Origin of the sequence: Gordonia sp. (in: high G+C Gram-positive bacteria) (genome assembly GCF_047600565.1) — a bacterium.
In the GTDB taxonomy this organism is placed as follows: domain Bacteria; phylum Actinomycetota; class Actinomycetes; order Mycobacteriales; family Mycobacteriaceae; genus Gordonia.
In genome coordinates this window covers 2,149,804-2,169,001 of sequence record NZ_JASGKN010000001.1, presented here as the reverse complement: position 1 = coordinate 2,169,001, position 19,198 = coordinate 2,149,804, and the positions used below count along the sequence as shown (strand labels likewise).

General features: G+C 68.9%; 17 protein-coding genes and 1 pseudogene. 5 read left to right on the top strand and 13 right to left on the bottom strand.

Going from position 1 to position 19,198, the window contains the following annotated elements:
* Positions 1–5: 5 nt before the first annotated feature.
* The 5 genes from QM774_RS10575 to QM774_RS10555 are packed head-to-tail and all read right to left on the bottom strand — an operon-like array spanning position 6 to position 5,019.
* Positions 6–1,043, bottom strand: a complete 1,038-nt coding sequence (locus tag QM774_RS10575; protein WP_414975829.1) for an NAD-dependent epimerase/dehydratase family protein — start codon at positions 1,041–1,043, stop codon at positions 6–8.
* Positions 1,040–1,333 carry a hypothetical protein gene (locus QM774_RS10570; protein WP_414975828.1) on the bottom strand — a complete coding sequence of 98 codons (294 nt, stop codon included), beginning with the start codon at positions 1,331–1,333 and terminating at the stop codon, positions 1,040–1,042. The genes QM774_RS10575 and QM774_RS10570 overlap by 4 nt, the downstream gene beginning before the upstream one ends.
* The gene (locus tag QM774_RS10565; RefSeq protein WP_414975827.1) at positions 1,330–3,015 is read right to left on the bottom strand and encodes a fatty acid CoA ligase family protein; all 1,686 of its coding nucleotides are present in this window, start codon (positions 3,013–3,015) and stop codon (positions 1,330–1,332) included. Before QM774_RS10565 ends, QM774_RS10570 begins: the two co-directional genes overlap by 4 nt.
* Positions 3,012–3,965 (bottom strand): hypothetical protein, encoded by a 954-nt coding sequence (locus QM774_RS10560; protein WP_414975826.1) that lies wholly within the window; start codon positions 3,963–3,965, stop codon positions 3,012–3,014. Before QM774_RS10560 ends, QM774_RS10565 begins: the two co-directional genes overlap by 4 nt.
* Position 3,966: 1 nt before the next feature.
* Positions 3,967–5,019: a 3-oxoacyl-ACP synthase III family protein gene (locus QM774_RS10555; protein ID WP_414975825.1), complete on the bottom strand. Its 1,053-nt coding sequence runs from the start codon at positions 5,017–5,019 to the stop codon at positions 3,967–3,969.
* Between the two features lie 365 nt (positions 5,020–5,384).
* Here QM774_RS10555 and QM774_RS10550 point away from each other — a divergent pair, with 365 nt between their 5' ends.
* Complete coding sequence (locus tag QM774_RS10550; RefSeq protein WP_414975824.1) at positions 5,385–6,008, top strand: YczE/YyaS/YitT family protein; 624 nt, start codon at positions 5,385–5,387, stop codon at positions 6,006–6,008.
* Here the strand turns inward: QM774_RS10550 and QM774_RS10545 are convergent.
* Positions 6,000–6,608, bottom strand: coding sequence for an MFS transporter (locus QM774_RS10545; RefSeq protein ID WP_414975823.1), 609 nt, complete (start codon positions 6,606–6,608; stop codon positions 6,000–6,002). The genes QM774_RS10550 and QM774_RS10545 overlap by 9 nt on opposite strands.
* A 262-nt stretch (positions 6,609–6,870) precedes the next feature.
* Positions 6,871–7,317: pseudogene (locus tag QM774_RS10540) on the bottom strand (MFS transporter); the annotation flags it as partial.
* A gap of 173 nt (positions 7,318–7,490) precedes the next feature.
* On the opposite strand from QM774_RS10540, the gene QM774_RS10535 reads away from it, so the two are divergent.
* Positions 7,491–8,093 (top strand): TetR/AcrR family transcriptional regulator, encoded by a 603-nt coding sequence (locus tag QM774_RS10535; protein ID WP_414975822.1) that lies wholly within the window; start codon positions 7,491–7,493, stop codon positions 8,091–8,093.
* Between the two features lie 9 nt (positions 8,094–8,102).
* Entirely contained in the window at positions 8,103–9,044 is a 942-nt protein-coding gene (locus QM774_RS10530; RefSeq protein ID WP_414975821.1) for a cation diffusion facilitator family transporter, read from the top strand.
* Between the two features lie 50 nt (positions 9,045–9,094).
* Here QM774_RS10530 and QM774_RS10525 read toward each other — a convergent pair whose 3' ends face one another.
* The 4 genes from QM774_RS10525 to QM774_RS10510 form a co-directional block, all read right to left on the bottom strand.
* Positions 9,095–10,627, bottom strand: coding sequence for a DUF222 domain-containing protein (locus tag QM774_RS10525; RefSeq protein ID WP_414975820.1), 1,533 nt, complete (start codon positions 10,625–10,627; stop codon positions 9,095–9,097).
* A 184-nt stretch (positions 10,628–10,811) separates the two neighbouring features.
* A complete protein-coding gene (locus QM774_RS10520) occupies positions 10,812–14,114 on the bottom strand; it encodes a GH92 family glycosyl hydrolase (protein WP_414975819.1) in 3,303 nt (1,100 codons plus the stop codon).
* 34 nt (positions 14,115–14,148) lie between these two features.
* The gene (locus QM774_RS10515; RefSeq protein ID WP_414975818.1) at positions 14,149–14,727 is read right to left on the bottom strand and encodes a TetR/AcrR family transcriptional regulator; all 579 of its coding nucleotides are present in this window, start codon (positions 14,725–14,727) and stop codon (positions 14,149–14,151) included.
* An 82-nt stretch (positions 14,728–14,809) separates the two neighbouring features.
* A complete protein-coding gene (locus tag QM774_RS10510; RefSeq protein ID WP_414975817.1) occupies positions 14,810–15,175 on the bottom strand; it encodes a hypothetical protein in 366 nt (121 codons plus the stop codon).
* 137 nt (positions 15,176–15,312) lie between these two features.
* On the opposite strand from QM774_RS10510, the gene QM774_RS10505 reads away from it, so the two are divergent.
* Together QM774_RS10505 and QM774_RS10500 are read left to right on the top strand one after the other, a co-directional pair.
* Positions 15,313–15,870 carry a CHAP domain-containing protein gene (locus QM774_RS10505; protein WP_414975816.1) on the top strand — a complete coding sequence of 186 codons (558 nt, stop codon included), beginning with the start codon at positions 15,313–15,315 and terminating at the stop codon, positions 15,868–15,870.
* A 7-nt stretch (positions 15,871–15,877) separates the two neighbouring features.
* Positions 15,878–16,816, top strand: coding sequence for an aminoglycoside phosphotransferase family protein (locus QM774_RS10500; protein WP_414976649.1), 939 nt, complete (start codon positions 15,878–15,880; stop codon positions 16,814–16,816).
* A 4-nt stretch (positions 16,817–16,820) separates the two neighbouring features.
* Here the strand turns inward: QM774_RS10500 and QM774_RS10495 are convergent, their stop codons facing one another.
* Together QM774_RS10495 and QM774_RS10490 are read right to left on the bottom strand one after the other, a co-directional pair.
* Positions 16,821–17,549, bottom strand: coding sequence for an aspartate/glutamate racemase family protein (locus tag QM774_RS10495; protein ID WP_414976648.1), 729 nt, complete (start codon positions 17,547–17,549; stop codon positions 16,821–16,823).
* Positions 17,549–19,135 (bottom strand): NCS1 family nucleobase:cation symporter-1, encoded by a 1,587-nt coding sequence (locus tag QM774_RS10490; protein ID WP_414975815.1) that lies wholly within the window; start codon positions 19,133–19,135, stop codon positions 17,549–17,551. Before QM774_RS10490 ends, QM774_RS10495 begins: the two co-directional genes overlap by 1 nt.
* Between the last annotated feature and the right edge of the window lie 63 nt (positions 19,136–19,198).

Below are 19,198 nucleotides of genomic sequence, written 5' to 3'. Positions count from 1 at the left end.
GGGGTTCAGTGGAGACCGCGGGTCAGCTCGGCCAGTCCGCCGGAGGCGTGGACCCATTCGACGAAGCGGCGCATGCCCTCGTCCCGGTCGACGACCGGCCGATAGCCGAGGTCGCGGCGCGCGGCCGTCGTGTCGAACGTCAGCGAACGCGTCATCAACGCGAGCACGTACATCGACAGCGGCGGCGGCACCCGGCCGGCGAGTGCCGGCACCGTCCACACGCGGTCCAGCACCTTCACGATCCGGGCGATCTTCACCGGATCCACCGTCCGCTGGGTGAGGGTGAAGCCGAACAGCTCGGCGACCTCCTCCATGTATCCCCACACGTCGGTCACCTCGTCGTCGGCGACGTAGTAGGCGCGCCCGCCGATCCCCGGTGCCGCGAGCGCCTTCACCGCCGCGTCGACGATGTTGTCGACGTGGCAGAGCGAGGCGACGACCGTCTTGCCGCCCGACAGGTTCGGCAGCTTGCCCTCCTGCGCCCGGCTGAGCAGCCGGACGATGGGTCCGCTGCGATCGCCGGCACCCCAGATGGCGCGCGGGCGCAATGCGCAGGTGACGAAGCCGTCGTCGGAGGCGTCCAGGACGGCGCGTTCGGCGGCGGCCTTCGTCTCCGAGTAGAGGTTCAGATACCGGTTCGGATAGGGCTGGGATTCGTCGACGAAGAACTGGTCGCCGTCGTCGTAGTCCATCAGTGCGCTCGGGCTGGAGACGAACACGAAGCGGGACGCGCCGGCGATACGGGAGGCGGCCAGCAGGACCTCGGTGGCCTGCCGGTTCTCCACATCGAACTGTTCGCGGGTGCCGCGTTCGTCGACGCGGGCGGCACTGTGGATCACCGCGTCGACCCCCTCCACCGCCTCCACCAGGGAGGCCGGATCGGTCAGGTCGCCGAACCGCACGTCCATGCCGGCGGTGTCGCCGATGTCGGACAGATCGCTCGTGGGCCGGGCGAGCACCGACACCTGCAGGCCGTCGTCGAGAAGGCGACGGGCCAGCCGTCCGCCGAGGAAACCGGAAGCGCCGGTGACGAGGACTCTCATGATCGGTTCTCCATCACGGCGGGTTCGGTCTTCCACCAGGTGGCCCCGAAGATCAGGGTCAGCAGGGCGGTCGAGGCGCGGGAGCGTTCCCGGCCGGCCGGGCTCTTCCAGGCGGCCGGGATCTGCGCGGTGTGCAGCACGATGCTGGCGAACGCGTCGGCGGCCACGAGGCGGCGCAGCGCGGGGCTGGTGACCGGACGCCAGGTGTACCAGCGGTAGAACGCCCAGAACAGGAGCGCCCAGCCGGTGACCGGAACGGCGCGCAGAGCGAGCCGGCGGGACGGGGTCATCGGCTTCCTCCGCCCACGAACGCGGCCGATCGCCGGGACAGGTGCTCGCCCGCCCACTCCGACAGCTCCTCGCGCCGGATCTTCGCGTTGTGCCGGATGTCGACCGGGAATCCGGGGTGCACCATGAACTCGGTGATGTCGGCGGTCATCGGATTGGAGCGGGCACGCTGCCGCACCGCGGCGAGCACCTCCCGCTCGTTCGCGCCGGGCTGCAGTTCGAGGCACAGGACCGGGATCTGGGCGCCCGGCTCGCCGACGCCGGCCAGCGCGGTGCGGGCCAGACCGTCCATGCCGGTGAAGATCTGCTCGATCGCGACCGAATGCAGCGTCCCGGTGGGGGTCACCACCCGCTGCGACTTGCGGCCGACGAACCAGAGCCGCCCGTCGTCGTCGATGCGGCCCAGATCGCCGGTGCGATGCCAGGTGCGGTCGCCGTCGGGGATCTTGCCGTCGAGGTTGGCGGCGGCCGGCCAGAAGTAGGCGGTGCTGACCTGAGGTCCGGCGACGACGATCTCGCCGACACCGTCACCCTCGTCGGGCAGCGATTCCCAATCGCGGATCGGACCGTCGACGATCGGGGCGATCCGGACGTCGAGGCCGTCGACCGGGAAGCCGAGGCAGACACCCTCACCGGAGCGGGCGCGCCCGGTGAGACGGGTGAGCAGTTCCCGGGACCCGATCGAGGCCATCGGGATCGCCTCGGTGGCGCCGTACCCGGCGAACACCTCCGCCTTGTCGGGCAGGACGCCACGCAGCCCGGCGACGATCTCGGTGGTGACCGGTGCACCGCCGGAGAACACGCGCCGGACCGACGGCAGCTGCGGGTGGTGGGTGCGGGCGTGATCGACCAGCGGTCCGAGGACGGCCGGCGAGGCGAACAGGGTCGAGACGTCGAACCGGTTGATCGCGTTCACCACGTGCAGCGGATCGGTGGCGCCCACCTTGCTGGGGATCAGCGGCGGCAGCACGATCCGGGTCCCCATCAGCAGGTAGAGGAGTCCGAACATGGGCAGCGTCACCAGCGCGGTCTCGCCGGGCCCGGCCTGGGTCAGCGCACGCGTGGCGGCGAGCATCGCCGCCAGATTGCCTTCGGTCAGCTGGACCGCCTTGGCCGGTCCGGTCGACCCGGTGGTGAAGGCGACCAGCAGCAGCCGGTCCGGGTCGCCGGACGGCGGCTCGGGAACCGGACCGACCGGGCGGCGGCCGGCCTCGTCGAGTGTCCGGCCGCCCCAGAACCAGCGGCGGCCGACGGTCACGGTGGCGCGCACCTCGCGGAACGACCGGCGGAACAGCACCCGCACCGCCTGCGCCTTCGGCACACCGATGAACGCCTCCGCGCGGGCCGCCTCCAGGCAGCGCAGCATCGGGCGCAGGCCCATGCCCGGATCGATGACGACCGGTACGGCGCCGGCCTTGAACAGGCCGAGGAGGATCGCATACAGCTCGGGGCCCGGATCCACGAGAACGATCACCCGGGTTCCGGCGGTGATTCCGTCCGCGGCGAATGAGGCCGCCAGGGCGTCGGACCAGGCGCCGAGTTCGGCGAACGTGACGTCGTCGTAGGTGGGCAGTGCCCCGTCGTCGATCGTCGCGTAGGTCATGGCCGGAGCGGTCGGCTGCCCGACGACGTGCTCGTCGAGACGGTCGAGCCAGTCGGCGACCAGCGGAACGGTGCCGGTCATCGGAGGTTCTCGGGCAGGCGGTACAGCACGGCTCCGGCGCTCGGTCCGCCACCGGCGGCGACGAACAGGATCGCCTTCGCCGAGTCGAGGGCGCCGGCGGTCAGCGCCGTCCGGTAGCCCTGGGCCAGCGCCGCAGTATGCGTGTCGCCGGTCAGTTCGGGGGCGGCCAGCGGCAGACGCAGCCGGGCGGCGAGGTCGGCGGCGAAGCCGGCGGTGGGTCGTGAACTGATCAGCACCACGCCCTCGCGTGCCTCATCGGAGTGCCCGGCGCCGAACGCTTCGTCGAGTGCCCCGACCGCGGTGGACTCGGCCAGATCCAGCAGGACGGTGTCGAAGCCGGCCGTCCGGCGAACCGTCATGAGCTGCCGGCCCTCGGTGCCCATCGAGGTGCCGTCGACGAAGCCTTCCACGAGGGGGTCGCCGGCGCCGAGACGGGTGTGCAGCCGGCCGAAGCCGGCGTCGCCGTCGACCTGCTCGAGCAGCAGGGCGCTGCCGGCGGTGTCGTACGGGAAGTCGTCGTCGGCGTCCGGTCGAGTGGTGGACGGGTGGGTGTCGCCGCCGACCACCAGCACACGACGATGCCGGGTGGTGGCCAGCAGGCTGTCGGCCACCTGGACGGCGTTGAGCATGCCGCAGGCGCCGTTCATGAGGTCGAACGAGAACACCTTCGGGTCGGTGCGCTCGTACTCCAGGCCCAGACCGATGCCCTGCTGGACGAGGGCGCCGATCGCCGGCTCGACCATGTTGGAGTCGCGGTAGACGCCGGTGTTGATGAGCGCACTGACCTCGTGGTCGGGGACGCCCGCGGCGTCGATGGCGGTGCGGCCGGCGCGAGCGAGATGCTCGACGGCTCCGGTGCCGGTGGCGAAGGCGTCCGAGCGGACGCTCACCGGGGTGCTCGGGGTGACGGTGCGGTCGCTGTAGCCGGCCGCGGTGATGATGACGCCCATGTCAGGCCTCCAGGTTCGAGATGCTGGCGGAGAGGTAACCGGTGACGATCCCGGACGCGGCCGGGACCATCAGGACTTTGGCGCCGTGCTTGACGTTGCCGGCGCGCAGATGATCGGCGAGGACCACGAAGTGCGAGGTGCTCGAGGTGTTGCCGTACTTCTCGATCACGTTCAGCGGCTCGGGCATGGGAACGCCGAACTCGCGTTCACCGAGCTGGTTCATGAACGCCACCGCGGACGCACCGAACTGGTGATGGATGATGTAGTCGAATTCCTCGTCGGCGAAGGTCTTGCCCTGCGCGGCGAGGTGATCGGCCTGGCCGTCGGTCCACAGTTTGAAGCGGGCTTCGTTGTGCATGCGCCGGTTGTCCGTGTAGAGCGCGACACCGGCGGTCTGGTCGCTCGGCATGCCGAGGCAGGCGTCCGCGTGCTCGGCGGCGGTGAACAGGTCGACGTAGTGGATGCGGTCGTCTTCGCTCTCCGACCGGTCGAGCACCACGGCGGCTCCGGAGTCGCCCACCGACAGCGAGGCGAACTGGGGGTCGTAGCCGCCGGAGAGCTCGCGGACGGCGGTGTCGGAGATCGGGGTGATCGATTCGCCGCTCACCACGAGCGCGTTGGTGATCGCGCCGGAGCGGATCATGGCGTCCATCAGGTAGGTGCCGGTGAGCATGCCGGCGCAGGCGTTGGAGAGGTCGAAGTGCAGCGCGTTGTCGGCGCCGAGCTCTTTGGCGATCATCGACGCGAACGAGGGCTCGTAGTAGATGTGCTCGCCGTCCTCGCCGAAGCGGGTGATCGAGACGGAGACGACGGCGTCGAGCTGGTCGGCGGAGTACTGCGAGCGGGACAGGCAGTCGCGGGCGGCTTTGAGGGCGAGGGCGTAGGAGTCCTCGTAGTCGTCGGGGTCGGTGGAGCGGACGCGGCGCTCGGCGACACCGGTGATCGCTTCGAAGTCGAAGCTCGGCTCGTGGGCCAAGCTCGAGATGAGCTCCTTCGTCGTGACCGACCGCGTGGGCAGATATGCGCCCAGCGACTCGAAGCGGGAGTGGTACACCGGCATTTCCTTTCGATGATCGAGCACGAAGGGACCGGATTCGGCCCCGAGATTGTGAGAAGTCACAAACTTGAACCTGAAAGGTTCTCCACTTCTACGGTTACGTAACCGTAGGTGCGGGGCCGAGGTTAGACCCTGGAACGCCGTGGTGGGAAGCCGGGGAAAGGTGATCTTCACCTCGTCTGACACCGATTGAGGTGTGGTCCGTAGGGGGCCGCCGCACACTGCCGTCGGCGGCTGGCATCGTTGGTTGGACTGAACTATCCGGGAGCCTCGACCTTTGTGCAGATACACAAAGTGGTGGTGATTCGGTGATCGGAGAATTCGTTCGCTCGACGGCCGCCGGGTGAGGCAGGCTGTCGGTCATGACCACCGTGCGATCGCTCCTGGGGCGCCTGGCGATGCTGTTCGTCGGCCTGACGCTGTACGGCGCGTCGATGGCGATGATTCTGCGCGCCGGACTCGGCAACATCCCGTGGGACGTTCTGCATCAGGGCATCGCCGACCACACCGGGTTGTCGGTGGGCGTGGTGTCGATCATCGTCGGTGCGGTCGTGCTCCTGTTGTGGTTGCCGCTGCGCCAGATGCCGGGCTTCGGGACGGTGGCCAACGTCGTCGTGATCGGGCTGGCGTTCGACGCGGTGGCACCGCACCTGCCCGACCATCCGCGGCTGACGGTCGCGATCCCGATGATGCTCGGCGGCATCGTCGTCAACGCCTTCGCGACCGCGCTCTACATCGGCGCCCGGCTCGGACCCGGCCCCCGCGACGGACTGATGACCGGTCTGGTCGCCCGGACCGGCTGGTCGGTGCGGGTGGTCCGCACCTGCCTGGAGGTGGCCGTCGTCGCGATCGGTTTTCTGCTCGGCGGCACCCTCGGCATCGGCACGGTCCTGTATGCGCTGGGCGTCGGACCGCTGGTGCAGGGGTTCGCCCGTCTCCTGCGGGTCGACCGTGCCGTCGCCGGGCAGGCGGCGGAATCAGTCTGACGCCGTCGCGCGGCTCGGGCGGCCCGGAAGCGTGAAGGCGAGCACGACCGCGAGGCCGGCGAAGCCGATCGACCACCAGAACGCGACGTCGAAGGCGGCTGCGGCACCGGCTCGCCCGTCGGCGGCGCGCGCGACGAGCGCGGTCTGCAGGATGACGGCGAGCAGAGCGGTACCGAACGATCCGCCGAGCTGCTGGGCGGTCCGCGTGATGATGCTCGAGTGCGGGATGTCCGCCGGCTGCAGGCCCTGGTACGACGCGACCATCAGCGGCATGACGATCGCGCCGAGGCCGAAGCCCCGGACCAGGAGTACGGCCATCAGGAACCAGGTGTTGGTTCCGTCGGTGCTGAGGGCGAACGGGATGGTCGCGAGTCCGACGATGCCGAATCCGGCGAGTGCCACCGCCCGGGACCCGATGGTGTCCGACAGCTTTCCGGCCAGTGTGCGGCTGCCGAGAGTGCCGAGGCCCTGTGGGATCAGGAACATGCCGGCACCGAGAGCGCTCATCCCGCGCAGCTGCTGGAGGTAGAGGGGCAACAGCAGCATGATCCCGTAGACCGCGATGCCGGACAGGAACAGCAGGGCGGACGACGAGGCCACCGACCGTTTGCCCAGCAGCCGGATGTCGACGAGCGCGCGGTCGCCGACCCGGAGTGCGTAGACGACGAACGAGGTGAGCAGTGCGGCGCCGGCGAGAATCGGCAGCCAGGCATCGCGGGCCGCCGTGGTGCCCCGCCGAATTCGAGAGACCGATCAGGAGTGCGACGAGTGCGGGCAGCAGGAGCAGGGCGCCGACCACGTCCAGCCGCGGCCGGGTTGGTGCCGGCTCGTCCGTCGGGATCCACCGCAGGGTGAGGATGAGGGAGACGAGGCAGAACGGCACATTGACCCAGAACAGCCACGGCCAGTCGAGCCAGTTGAGGATGGCGCCGCCGACCACCGGTCCCAGGATGGGGCCCAGCATCGCGGGCAGACCGACGGTGGCCGCGAGCCGGCCGAGATTCCGTCCGCCGGCACGCTGCATCAGCAGGGTCTGCATGATCGGCATCATGATGCCGCCGCCGATGCCCTGGATCACGCGGAAGGCGATGAGGCTCGGGGCGTTCCACGCGAGGCTGCACAGGATCGAACCGAGCAGGAACAGCGAGAGGGCGAGGATCCAGGCACGCTTGCCGCCGATCCGCTGCTGCAGCCAGCCGGTGAGGGGAACCGTGGCGGCCAGCGCCAGTACGTAGCCGGTGGTGACCCACTGGATCGTCGACACCGTCGTATGGAGGTCGCCGGCCAGTGAGTGCAGGGCGACGCTCATGATCGTGGTGTCGAAGACGACCGCGAGGATTCCGATGATGAAGACCGAGGCGACCTTCCTGTCTTCCGGAGTGAGGCCGTCGGACGGTGCGGCATCGGTCATGGCGGGTGCTCCTCGATTAGATACACATGTGTACTCATCCTGACGCTAGTCCTGAATGTTAAGATCCACAAGTGGATCTAAAGAAGGTGCCGTCGACTCGGCGCCGCGGCGAGGAACTCGAGCAGGCGCTTCTCGAGGCGGCCTGGGACGAACTCGATGAACGAGGTGTCGCCGCTTTCACGATCGACGCGGTCGCCCGCCGCGCGCACACCAGCCGTCCGGTGATCTACCGCCGATGGTCGACGCGGGAGGAGCTGCTGATCGCGGCCATCAGGTTCCGCATGGACAAGGATCACGTCGCCGTCCCCGACACCGGTTCGTTGCGTGGTGACCTCATCGCGCTGCTCTCCGGATTCCACGCCCAGCGTTCCGCCGTCGTCGCCCTGGTGGCCGCCGAACTCGGGTCGTTCTTCGAGAACGGGATGACGATGGAGACGGTGCGCGAGCAGCTCATCGGGTCGCGTCCCGACTCGTACAGCACCGTGCTGGAGCGGGCCGCCGCGCGCGGCGAGATCGATCTGGGCACGCTTCCCGCGGCGGTGCGGTCCCTGCCGCTGGACCTGTGGCGGCAGCGCACGCTGATGACGCTGGACCCCGATGAGGACTATCTGCGGGCCGTCGTCGACGACGTCTTCCTTCCTCTGGTTGAGCACTATTCGGGTTCGACGTCCTAGAGTCTGTCCATGCTCACCGTGATCCTCGCGTTCGCCATGAACGTGCTCGTGGCCCTCGCGAAGACGGTCGCCGCCGTCCTCACCGGATCGGCGTCGATGATGGCGGAGGCCTCGCATTCGTGGGCCGATGCCGGCAACGAGGTCTTTCTGCTGATCGCCGAGAAGCGCGGCGCGCGGGGACGCGACGACAAACATCCGTTCGGCTACGGCCGGGAAACGTATGTGTGGTCGATGATCGCCGCCTTCGGTCTGTTCACCGTCGGCGCGGTCGTCTCGATCATGCGCGGTATCCATGCGCTCTCGGAGACCGGCGAGGACTCCGACTATCTGATCGGCTACGTCGTTCTGGCGATCTCCGCGCTTCTGGAGGGAACGTCGTTCCTGCAGTCGGTGCGGCAGGCCCGGCAGGCCAGCGCCCGCCTGTCGATGCATCCGCTGCGGTTCGTGAGCCGGACCTCCGACGCCACGTTGCGCGCCGTGTTCGCCGAGGATGCCGCCGCGCTCATCGGTCTGGTCATCGCCGCCGCCGGCATGGCGCTGCACCAGGTGACCGGTGACGCCCGGTGGGATGCGGTCGGCTCGATCCTCGTCGGTGTCCTGCTCGCCGTGGTCGCGGTTCTGCTGATCCGCCGGAACCTCGACTTCTTGGTCGGGCAGGTCCCCATGCCGGAGGTTCGCCGAGAGATCCTCGAACGGATGCTGGCCAACCCCGACATCGACCGCGTCACCTACCTGCATGTCGAGTTCGTGGGTCCCGAGCAGTTCTACATCGTGGCCGCCGTCGACATCGTCGGTGACCTCGCCGAGCACGACCTCGCACCGACCCTCCGCGCCATCGAAGCGCGGATGGAGGAGTCCGACGAGGTCGTCGAGGCCGTGCTCACGCTGTCGACCCCGGCAGAGAAGTCTCTCGACCCGGCCTCGATCGGCCCCGAGCGCACGCTGGACTGAACAGACCGTCGACTGGCAGCGTGGCCTGATCGTCGATCAGAAGCGGTCGATCAGAAGGGCGGTGGACCGTCGTCGGCGAAAGCCGGGATCGTCGCCTGCTCATCGATTCGCTCGTTGAGCTGATTCGTCCGCTCGTTGAGCCTGTCGAAGCGAGCTCGCCGGTTCTGGGCACGCAGCTGCATTCGGTAGGCGTGTTTGGCCTCCGTGCGGGTTCGGGTGCGTTGCGAAAGGAGTCCCGGCGGTCCATGCCTACACGGAATCAGCCCGAGACCGGGCAACAGCCAGGTGTTGGGTGCCCGGGTTCGAGTGGTGAATCCTTCTGGGGTGGTGATTTCGGTCCAGATCTGGCCGTGGGCGTCGATGACCTGATCGTCGAGGAATCCGTCGGCGAAGGTTTTGATCTGGTGGTGGAAGACGCATTTGGGGTTGAGGTTGCACCAACACGTCGCACCACCCGCATCAGGGTTCTGGTGGTTGTATTCGGTGACGTGATCGAGCTGGCACCGTGAGGCGGGGCGTGAACAACCCGGCCAGGTGCAGGTTCCGAACAAGCCACGCACCACCGTGTCCAGCAGGGCGGTCGGCCGGTACGGATCTGCCGCCTGAGCAGTGTGATCAGCGAGCCGCGTCAGGTCGAGGGGCCGCACGACGGTGCCGGGCGTCGACGCGATGTCGCGGACGTGGTCGGCGGAGATGGTTCCGTGCCCGTCGAGGTGCCCGGGCGTATCCCCGCCCTCAAGCGTGGATCCGTCGGTGATGACGTTCACGACAATCCGGGAACCGGGACCAGTGCCGTCCCCGGTCAACAAGTCGAAGGCCGCGTCAGCGCGGCGGCGCCCACTACTGCGGGTGTCAGTCTCCCCGGTCTTCTGAGATGCGGCGGTGATCGCGGCGTCCATGACCGCAACACGTTCTGCGGTATCGGTGATTTCCAGAACCGCCATGCCTCCGCGGATCGGATAACTCACCACCCCAGCCGCCTTCTTGGCTGCTTCCCGTTCGGCGCGGGCTGCTTCGGCGTCGACGGCGGCGACGATCCGGCGGGCGAGGTCGGCCACGGCGGTCACGGTGCGCACACCGGAGGTAGTGAGTTCGTCGGCGATCCGGTGATCGATCTGCACCATCACGGCTGGGTCGATGACCGCGGTGGTTTCGAACACCACCGCGGAGAATGCGCGCGGACTGAGAATCCCGTCCCGCAACAACACCCCGGTGTGTGGGAGGCGATGACGCAGCGCTTCACCTTCGGTCACCAGTTTCTCGGCCAGGTACGTGCTGACCGCCAGGGTGGTGGCGATACTGGCAGCCAGCCTCGTACGCGGGTCACACAAACGGGTGAACTCGACTGAGTCCTCACCGGTTGCTGGATCGACAGGGGCGCGTCGTTCGAGGAGGTCGGCGACCGTGTTCAGGCGTCGCCACATCAGATACGACTCACCCTCACACGTCGCCACGAGCTGATTGATCGCCGCCACCTCAGCATCGTGATCGGACAGCCCGTCCGGTACCGGTCCTAAACCCAGGGGTGTGAGGTCGGCATCACGCCAGCGTTTCGGACTGGACGACTGCTTGCGTCGACTCATGTTCACCCCTCTCGAACTAGAACAGGTGTTCGACTACCTTCTAGTTTACGCAGGCCTACGACAATTTCCAGCCCGGCCGGGGAGGGGATTACTCCAACGTTTCGGCTGGAACTTTGGAGGGTATTGAGGGAACCGGGTCGGCGAGGATCTCGTCGGCCCCGCCTCAAGGACGGTGATGAATCGCTCAGCGACCGAGGTGCAGGAACTCCAGTTGGTCGACGGCGGCGGCCGTGGTGAACACCAGCCGGTAGGCGTCGGCGGAGACGCCGTCGATCGCGAAGATCCGGGTCTGATGGTCCCAACGGAAGTCGGCCGACCGGTCGTCGATCGTCGACCAGGTGCCGTCGGCGCCGCGCGCCTGCAACCGCCAGGAGCGGTGGCCCGGTTCGGCGACCGTCACCGTGTAGTGGTCGACCGCGGTGGGGGTGCCGAAATCCCAGCCGAGTTCGCCGCCCGCCTTCACGACCGCCGGCCGGCTCGACGACGAGTCGTCGAACGCGTGACCCGCGCCGCGCACCCCCAGCGCCTGCTTGCGGGCGCCGTTCGGCGAGGTCAGGTCGACCGGGGGCGCCGGCTTCGCGCCGACCGGCGTGAACGACGGCGGCACCGATCCGGCAGCCCACTCCGACGGCTCCGGACCCAGATCGATGTGGATCACGGCACCCTTCCACAGGCGTTCGCGGTCGACGGTGATCTCGTTCCACGGCTTCCCGTCGATGCTGACCGACTGGATGTACACGTTCTCCGGTGACGCCTTCGGCGCGACCACGTCGATCGTCGCGCCGTTCTCCAGCCTCCAGGTCAGGCGCGGGAACGTCGGCGCGCACAGCACGAACCGCCCACTGCCCACCGACAGCGGATACAGGCCGGACACGGCCAGGAGATACCAGGCGGACATCTCGCCGTTGTCCTCGTCGCCCGGATATCCCTGACCGAGGTCGGCGCCGGCGAACAGCCGGGCGGTCGCCTCCCGGACGATCGCCTGTGTTTTGGCGTGCGCCGTGCTGCCGGGCCGTGACGCGTAGGCGTACATGAACGGGATGTGGTGCGCGGGCTGGTTCGACAGGGCCAGCATGCCCATGCGGGCGTCGCGCGCCTCCGTCATCTCGTGGATCACGTTGGCGTAGCCGCCCTTGAACTCGTAGCGCGCCGTCTCCTGGATGCCCATGAACTCGTCGAGCCGGGCCTCCAGCACGTCGCGGCCGCCGTACAGTTCCGCCAGTCCCTGGCCGTCGTGCGGCACGGTGAACCGGGTTCCGTAGGCGTTGGTCTCGGTGTAGTCGCCGCCCCAGTTCCGGGGATCGAACGCGCCCGGCCGCCACGCCCCGTCCGGCCGGCGCCCGCGGAAGAAGCCGGTCTCGGGATCGAAGACCACCGCGTACCGGGCGGCGCGCGCCGCGAACCAGTCGGCGTTGGCCGCGAACTCGCCCGCCCGCTCGTGCCGGGGCAGGTGCTGAGCCAGGTAACGGGAGAACTCCGCGATGGCGGCGTCGTTGATCGCCGCATCCACCGTCCACGACATCCCCTCCGGGACGGCCGTCGACGCGAAACCGGTGAACAGCGACTGGTCCTGGTCCTTGCGGCCGACCCGCTTGTCGTCGGACGGGGTGGTCGCATTCCGCAGACACGAGTCGTACGCGTCGAGGAGCAGGTGCTCGTCGCCGTCCCACAGGCCGCCGACCGCGGCGTCGGCGAAGACCGCGTCGCTGGACGTGCCGGTCATGATGTCGCACGGACCGGGCGCCGACCATCGGCTCACCCAGCCGCCGTCGCGGTAATGCTCGACGAAGCCTTCGAGCAGCCGGCCGGTCAGTTCCGGTGCGATCAGGGTGCGCAGCGGCCAACTGGCCCGGTAGGAGTCCCAGAACCCGTCGGTGACCGTCAGATTCCCGTCCACCACGCGCCGTCCCGTCTTCTCCGGCGTGTCCGGACCCTCGATCCCCACATCGAAGACCGACGCGAACCGGTCGTCCTCCGAGGCGTGATTCGGGTACAGGTGGACGCGGTGCAGACACGAGTAGAGGGTGGTGAGCTGCTCGGGGGTCGCGCCCTCCACCGTGAGGCGCCCGAGCATGCCGGACCACTGGCCGCGCCCGCGGTCGACGACGTCGGCGAACGCCCCCGACGACGCGAAGTCGCCGGTGCGGTCCTCGGCGAGGTTGCGCCGGGCCTGTTCCAGGCTGATGTGGGAGACGCCCACCGCGACGGTCACCGTCCCGCCGGTGGCCGCCGGGTCGAGCGTGAGCACGCCGACCACGTGTTCGCGGTGATGGCCCGGGTACCGCTGCACAGCGGTCACGGCGCCGTCGACCTCCACGTAGACGTAGGTGCGCGGGATCTTGATGCCGCTGCCCGGGCCGTCGACGTAGCCGGTGGCGACGTACCGTTCACCGGCCGTCGGTTCGGGAAGGTCGAGCCGGCCGTCGTCGTCGATCTGGTCGAAGATCAGCGACCCGGTGGCGCCGGAATAGGTGGCGCGCAGCCAGAGCGAATGGTCGGCGGCCGATAGTTCGGCGTGGATCGGGTCCATGTCGCCGAGCGTCGCCTCGTAGACGTGCGGGCGGTCGATCTCGGTATCGTGGGAGAAGGGGAGCGCCCGGTGCTCGCGGTGCGGATGCGGTGCTGGATCGGGGTGCGGGAACACCTGGAAGACGCCGCGGTCACCCATCCACGGCGACGGGATGTGCGACGTCCCGAACGCCTGCAGATACGGCCGCACACGGGTGCCGTCGACCACCGAACCCTGCTGATACGAGTACGGCCAGCACCGGTTGCCGGCGTCGGTCATCGGCAGCCCGAACACGAAGCCGTGCGGACGCGACACCAGCGGTGCGCAGTTGCCGCGGGAGAACGCCCCCGACGAGAACGTGCCGCGCGTGGTCTTCACGTGATCGATCGGTTCGGCGTCGTCGCTCCGCACATCGGCCGGCACGATCTCGATCCGGTCGACGAAGCCACGGCTGGTGCGCTCGCCACCTGGCGAGGAGTCGATGCGTGGGGGCAGCCAGCCGGTGAGCTCGACCTGCTGAATCGTCTTGCCCTTCACCGCGGCCAACGGCACGGTGCGTGAGGCCCACTGGTCCGGCCACGCCGTCTTCGCCGCGTACTGGGCGGCGGCGTCGAGCGGGATGCCGTACTGGTCGGCGGCGCCGCTCTCGGAGAGCCGGGTGCCGTCGGTGAACAGGACGTCGACGCTGACCGCCGTCGACGCGTACGCATCCCGCACATCCTTCTCGTCGGCGTCGAACACGCCGAACGTCGCGACACGCAGCGCGTCGCCGGCGCCGACGGTGCGGCCTTCGAGTCCGGTGCCGGTGATCGTTGCATGCCAGTGACTGCCGGCCGGCGCGGTCACGGCGTGACCCCACGGATCCACGGACGTCAGACCGACACCGGTCTTGGCGTTCCAGGAATGCTCGGGTCCACCTCCGCGACGGAGGGGTTCGACGGTCAGGTGATGGTGGTCTGCGGGACGTCGTTGAGGCACGGGTCCAGTCTGGCAGCCGGAGCCGCGATCGCGGCTACTTCCGGTCGGCGGCGTCGAGGCCGCCGATGCCGGCGAGGAGCACGGTGAGCGCCTCGCCCAGGTCGACGGTGGCTTCGCCGAGCGCGAGCCGGCGCAGTTCCAGGCCGTCCACGAACGACGTGATCAACGGTGCGTACCGGGCCGGATCAGTCACTCCCATCGTGGTCAGGAGCGATTCTGCGGAATGGTCGTAGGCGCGGTAGCAGCGGTCGGCGGCACCCTTCAAGTCATCGACACGCGCGGCGTGCAGGTAGAGCTCGAACTGCGCGAGATGTTCTGTCGGATCGACCCGGTCCTCGACCTCGACCCGAGTCTCTTCGAGGGTGGTCCTCGGATCGGCGCCGCCGGCGTCGAGTCGCTTCTTCATCGCGGTCAGCCGGGCCACCTCGTCGTCGACGAAGCTGTTCAACGCCTCCGACAGGAGGTTCTCCTGGTCGGGGAAGTGGTAGGTGAGGGTGCCGGGGGAGACCTCGGCGGCCTGGGCCACCGCCCGGTTGCTGACGCCGCCGATCCCGTTGGATCCGATCAGCTTCAGAGTCGCTGCGATGATCTGCTGGCGGGCGTTGTCCTTCATTTCTGCTCCGTTCAGCGGCGCTCGTTCGAACGAACGAGACGCTAACACGATTCGGCGCCGCCGATCCGGGGATCCCGGCAGGTCAGGCGTTGATGGTCGTGGCCCCCGGGATGGCCGGCGTGCCGAACATCGCGCCGAGGCCGATGGTGCCGCGGCCGGTCTTCACCGTCGCCCCGTTCCGGTCCACGGTCAGCGTCCCGGTCGCGCCGGTGGCGAAGTTGACCCACGCCACGCTCATCGGCATCGAGTAGTCGACGCACGCGGACGGGTTCAGGCCGGCGCACATGCGGCCGACGGTGAAATGCACGACGCCCGGCTTCGTCACCGTCGCGTGCACCGTCTCCACGCCGAACGGGAACGGATCGGCCACCCACAGGTAGGTGGAGGTGGCGCTCGCCGAGGGTGCGGCCGCCGCCGGGGCGGCACCCAGGATCGCGGATGCGGCCACCGCACCGCAGAGGGCGACGGCGCCTGCCGCCGCCGCAAGTCGTGGTTCCTCTCGCCGAGAACGGTTCCACCCTCCACAGTGCGCCTGTGATCGCCGGTGGGCAAGAGGCTGCGCCGCTCAGGCGTACCGTCGCTGACATGAAACGGTCACGCAGTCGGGTGGTCGGCGCCCTGCTCGGCGCCGTCGTCGTGGCGGCCTCGGCGGGCTGTGCGGCCACCGACCACGCCGCCGGGACACCGTTTCCGGACGTCGACCACGCCGCCCTCGGCTCGGTGCGCACGCGCATCGTGAACGTCGTGCATCGGGAGTACGACCATCCGCAACCCGGCGAGCACTACGCCGAAGGCGTCACCGAGCCGTGGTGCGCAGACTTCGTCAGCAGCGTCATGCGCGAAGCCGGGGTGCCGTTGACGAACCCGAACTCCGGGTCGTGGCGGATCCCCGGCGTCGCCACCCTCACCGAGTACTACCAGTCGACGGGCCGATTCCACGGCCCCGACTACCGTCCACGCCCCGGCGACGTCGTCCTGTACGCGCCGCCGAACCGGTTCAAACAGCACACCGGCATCGTCGTGGAGGTCGACGGCGATCACGTGACCACCGTCGGCGGCAACGAGCCGCCCACCTCGATCAGCGTCAACTCCTTCGACCGCTCCACCGTGCGCGGCATCGTCGGCTACGGGACGCCGGCCTGACGTGACGATCGCGATCCCCGACGGCCTGCAGGCGCAGCGCCGCCTCGGCCCGGACTGGGCGGACTGGCTCGACCGTCTGCCGCGCCTCGTCGAGACGCTGCTGCGCGAATGGGAGCTGACCGTGACCGGGCCGCCCATGCACGGGTTCGCCTCGATCGTCGTCCCGGTGGTGGTTTCGAACGCGCCGACCACCGCCCTCGCCGACGGCGGCGCTGCGGTTCTGAAGATCGGGTTCGACGGTGCCGACGACACCGCGCAGGAACCCCTGGCCCTGCAGCTGTGGGACGGCGACGGTGCCGTCCGCATGTACCGCGCCGCTCCGGCGCGACGCGCCATGCTGCTCGAACGGCTCGGCTCGGAGAACCTGAACGGCGAAGAGGATGTGCAGGCCTGCGAGATCGTCGCCGGCTTCTATCCACGGCTGCACGTCCCGGCGCCGCCCCGCCTCCGTCGACTCAGTGACGTCCTCACCGGATGGCTCGACGATATGGCCGCCGACGCCGCCGCCATGCCGGTGCCGCGCCGCATGGTCGACCAGGCGCTGAGCCTGGGCCGTGATTTCGCCGCCGACCCGGACTGCGACGGGAAGGTCGTGCACGGCGACCTCCACTACGAGAACGTGCTCTCCGCCGACCGCGCGCCGTGGCTCGTGATCGACCCGCAACCGATGTCCGGCGATCCCCACTACGAGCCGGCGCCCCTGCTGTGGAACCGGTGGGACGAGATGGACGGCTACCTCCGCGAGTCCATCCGGCGCCGCCTGCACACCGTCGTCGACGTCGCGGGCCTCGACGCCGACCGTGCCCGCGACTGGGTGACGGTGCGGATGGTCGTCAACGCCCACTGGTCGGTGGAGGACGCCCGACGCATGCACCGCCCCCTCGACGCGTCCGAACGGGACTGGATCACCCGGTGCGTCAGCATCGTGAAGGCGGTGCAGGACTAGAGCGTCAGGAAAGCGTGAAGTCGGACAGGTCGCCGATGATCTGCTTCGGGAGCGGTGCGGCGAACTCGCCGGAGGCGGTGCCTGTGTGCAGGCCCATCGCCGCCGTCGCCGACAGCATGCCCACCCCGGCGGCCACCCCGTCGACGACCGGCACCCCGAGCTCGGCGGTCAGCGATCGGGCGAGATCGGCCATCCCGGCGCAGCCGAGCACGATCGCGTCGGACCCGTCGGCGGCCAGGGCCGCCCGGCAGGCGTCGGCGAGGATCGTCGCGGTGTCCGGGTTGGTCTCCAGATCGAGCACCGCGATCTCGCACGCGTGGATGCCCAGGCACTGCCGGGAGAAGCCGTAGTGCCCCACCAGATCGCGGGTGCGGCCGATGCTGCGTCCCAGGGTCGTCACCACCGAGAAGCCGCGCCCCAGCGTCGCCGCCAGCGCCATGCCGGCCTCGGCGATCCCCAGCACCGGCGCATCCGCGATCTCACGCGCCGCATCGATGCCCGGGTCGCCGAAGCAGGCGATCAGATATCCGTCGGCGCCGGGATGGTCGGCCACCGCCTCCAGGATCCCGGGCACGGCGAGCGCCTCGTCGTAGTGGCTCTCGATGGATACGGGCCCCGTACGCGGCGTGACCGCGATGATCTCCGCATCCGGCCGCACCACGGTGCGGGCGGAATACTCGATCACCGCGGTCATCGCGGCGGTGGTGTTCCCGTTGATCACCACCAGTGTCATCATGCGGTCGCTGCCACCTTCTCTTCGATCGCCTCGACGATCTCGTCGGCGTGATGGCTGCCATCAGCGGTGTAGTCGCTGTACAGCCTCTCCTTGGGCGTGTACTTCATCCCAAGGTAGTAGAAGACGAAGCCGCACGCCGCGCCGATGAACCAGGTGAAGCTGGCCGCGTAGGCGGTGCCCCAGATGACGACGGCGATCGGCGGGATCGACGCGAGGATCACGGCGGCCACGGCCACCGGATTCCAGCCGTTGCGGTAGGCGTAACGGCCCTCCGGCTTGGTGGTGAACAGGTCGTCGACGACGATCTTCTGCTTGCGCACCAGGTAGAAGTCGGCGATCAGGATGCCGAACAACGGACCGATGACCGCGCCGAGCGTGTCCATCGTGTAGTGGATGGCGGTGGCGTTGTTGAACAGGTTCCACGGGGTGATCAGCACCGAGCCGACCGCGGCGATCATGCCGCCCACGCGCCACGAGATCTTGGTCGGCGCCACGTTCGAGAAGTCGAAGGCGGGCGAGACGAAGTTCGCGACGATGTTGATGCCGATGGTGGCGACCGCGAAGGTCAGCACGCCGAGGACGGCGGCGGTCGTGTTGTCGATCTTGTCGACGATGTGGACCGGGTCGGTGATGATCTTGCCGTCGTCGCCCTTGCCGATCACCGTGGCGCCCGCCGAGACGGTGCACACCACCAGGATCGAGAAGAACAGGAAGTTGACCGGCAGGCCCCAGAAGTTGCCCTTCTTGACCTCTTTGAAGGTCTTGCCGTAGCGCGAGAAGTCACCGAAGTTCAGCATCGGTCCGGAGAAGTACGACACCACGAGCGCGAACGCGGAGATCATCATGGTGATCGACGACCAGCCGCTCAGGGCGGGGCCTTCCGACAGGTCGAAGTGCACGTTGCTCCAGCCGGCCTTCACGATCAGGTACACGGCCAGCGCCACCATCACGACGTAGACGGCCGGGCCGCAGAAGTCGATGAAGCGTCGGATGGTGTCCATGCCGTTCCAGAAGACTGCGGCCTGCAGCACCCACATGATGGCGAAGCCGGCCCAGCCCAGCGGCGAGAGGCCGAGGAACGAATGAGTGCCGGAGTCGCCGTACTCTGCGAGGGACGGCCAGAACTTGATGGCCAGCAGACCGAACGCGGTCGACGCCAGATAGGTCTGGATGCCGTACCAGACCACCGCGATCATGCCGCGGATGATGGCCGGGATGTTGGCGCCCTTCACGCCGAAGCAGATGCGCGTGGTGACCGGGTAGGGGACACCGGCCTGCTGCGACGGCTTCGCGACCAGGTTCGCGAGGAAGTTCACCGCGATGATGCCGAGCACCAGCACGATGAGCACCTGCCAGGCGGCGATGCCGAGAGCGAAGAGGCTGCCGGCGAAGACGTAGCCGCCGACGCTGTGGATGTCGGACATCCAGAACGCGAAGATGTTGTACCAGGTCCACTTCTGTTCTTTGAGCGGCGCGAGGTCTTCGTTGGTCAGCGACGGGTCGTAGTCGGGTTTGATGACGCTCTCACCGGCGGCGTGTTTCGCGCCCTCCGGGATCACGTCTTGGATCTCCGCATGTGTCATGACGGTTCCTCTGGTCCGGGCCGTCACGCAGGGATCGCCGACGGCTGTGGGCCAACGCTAGGA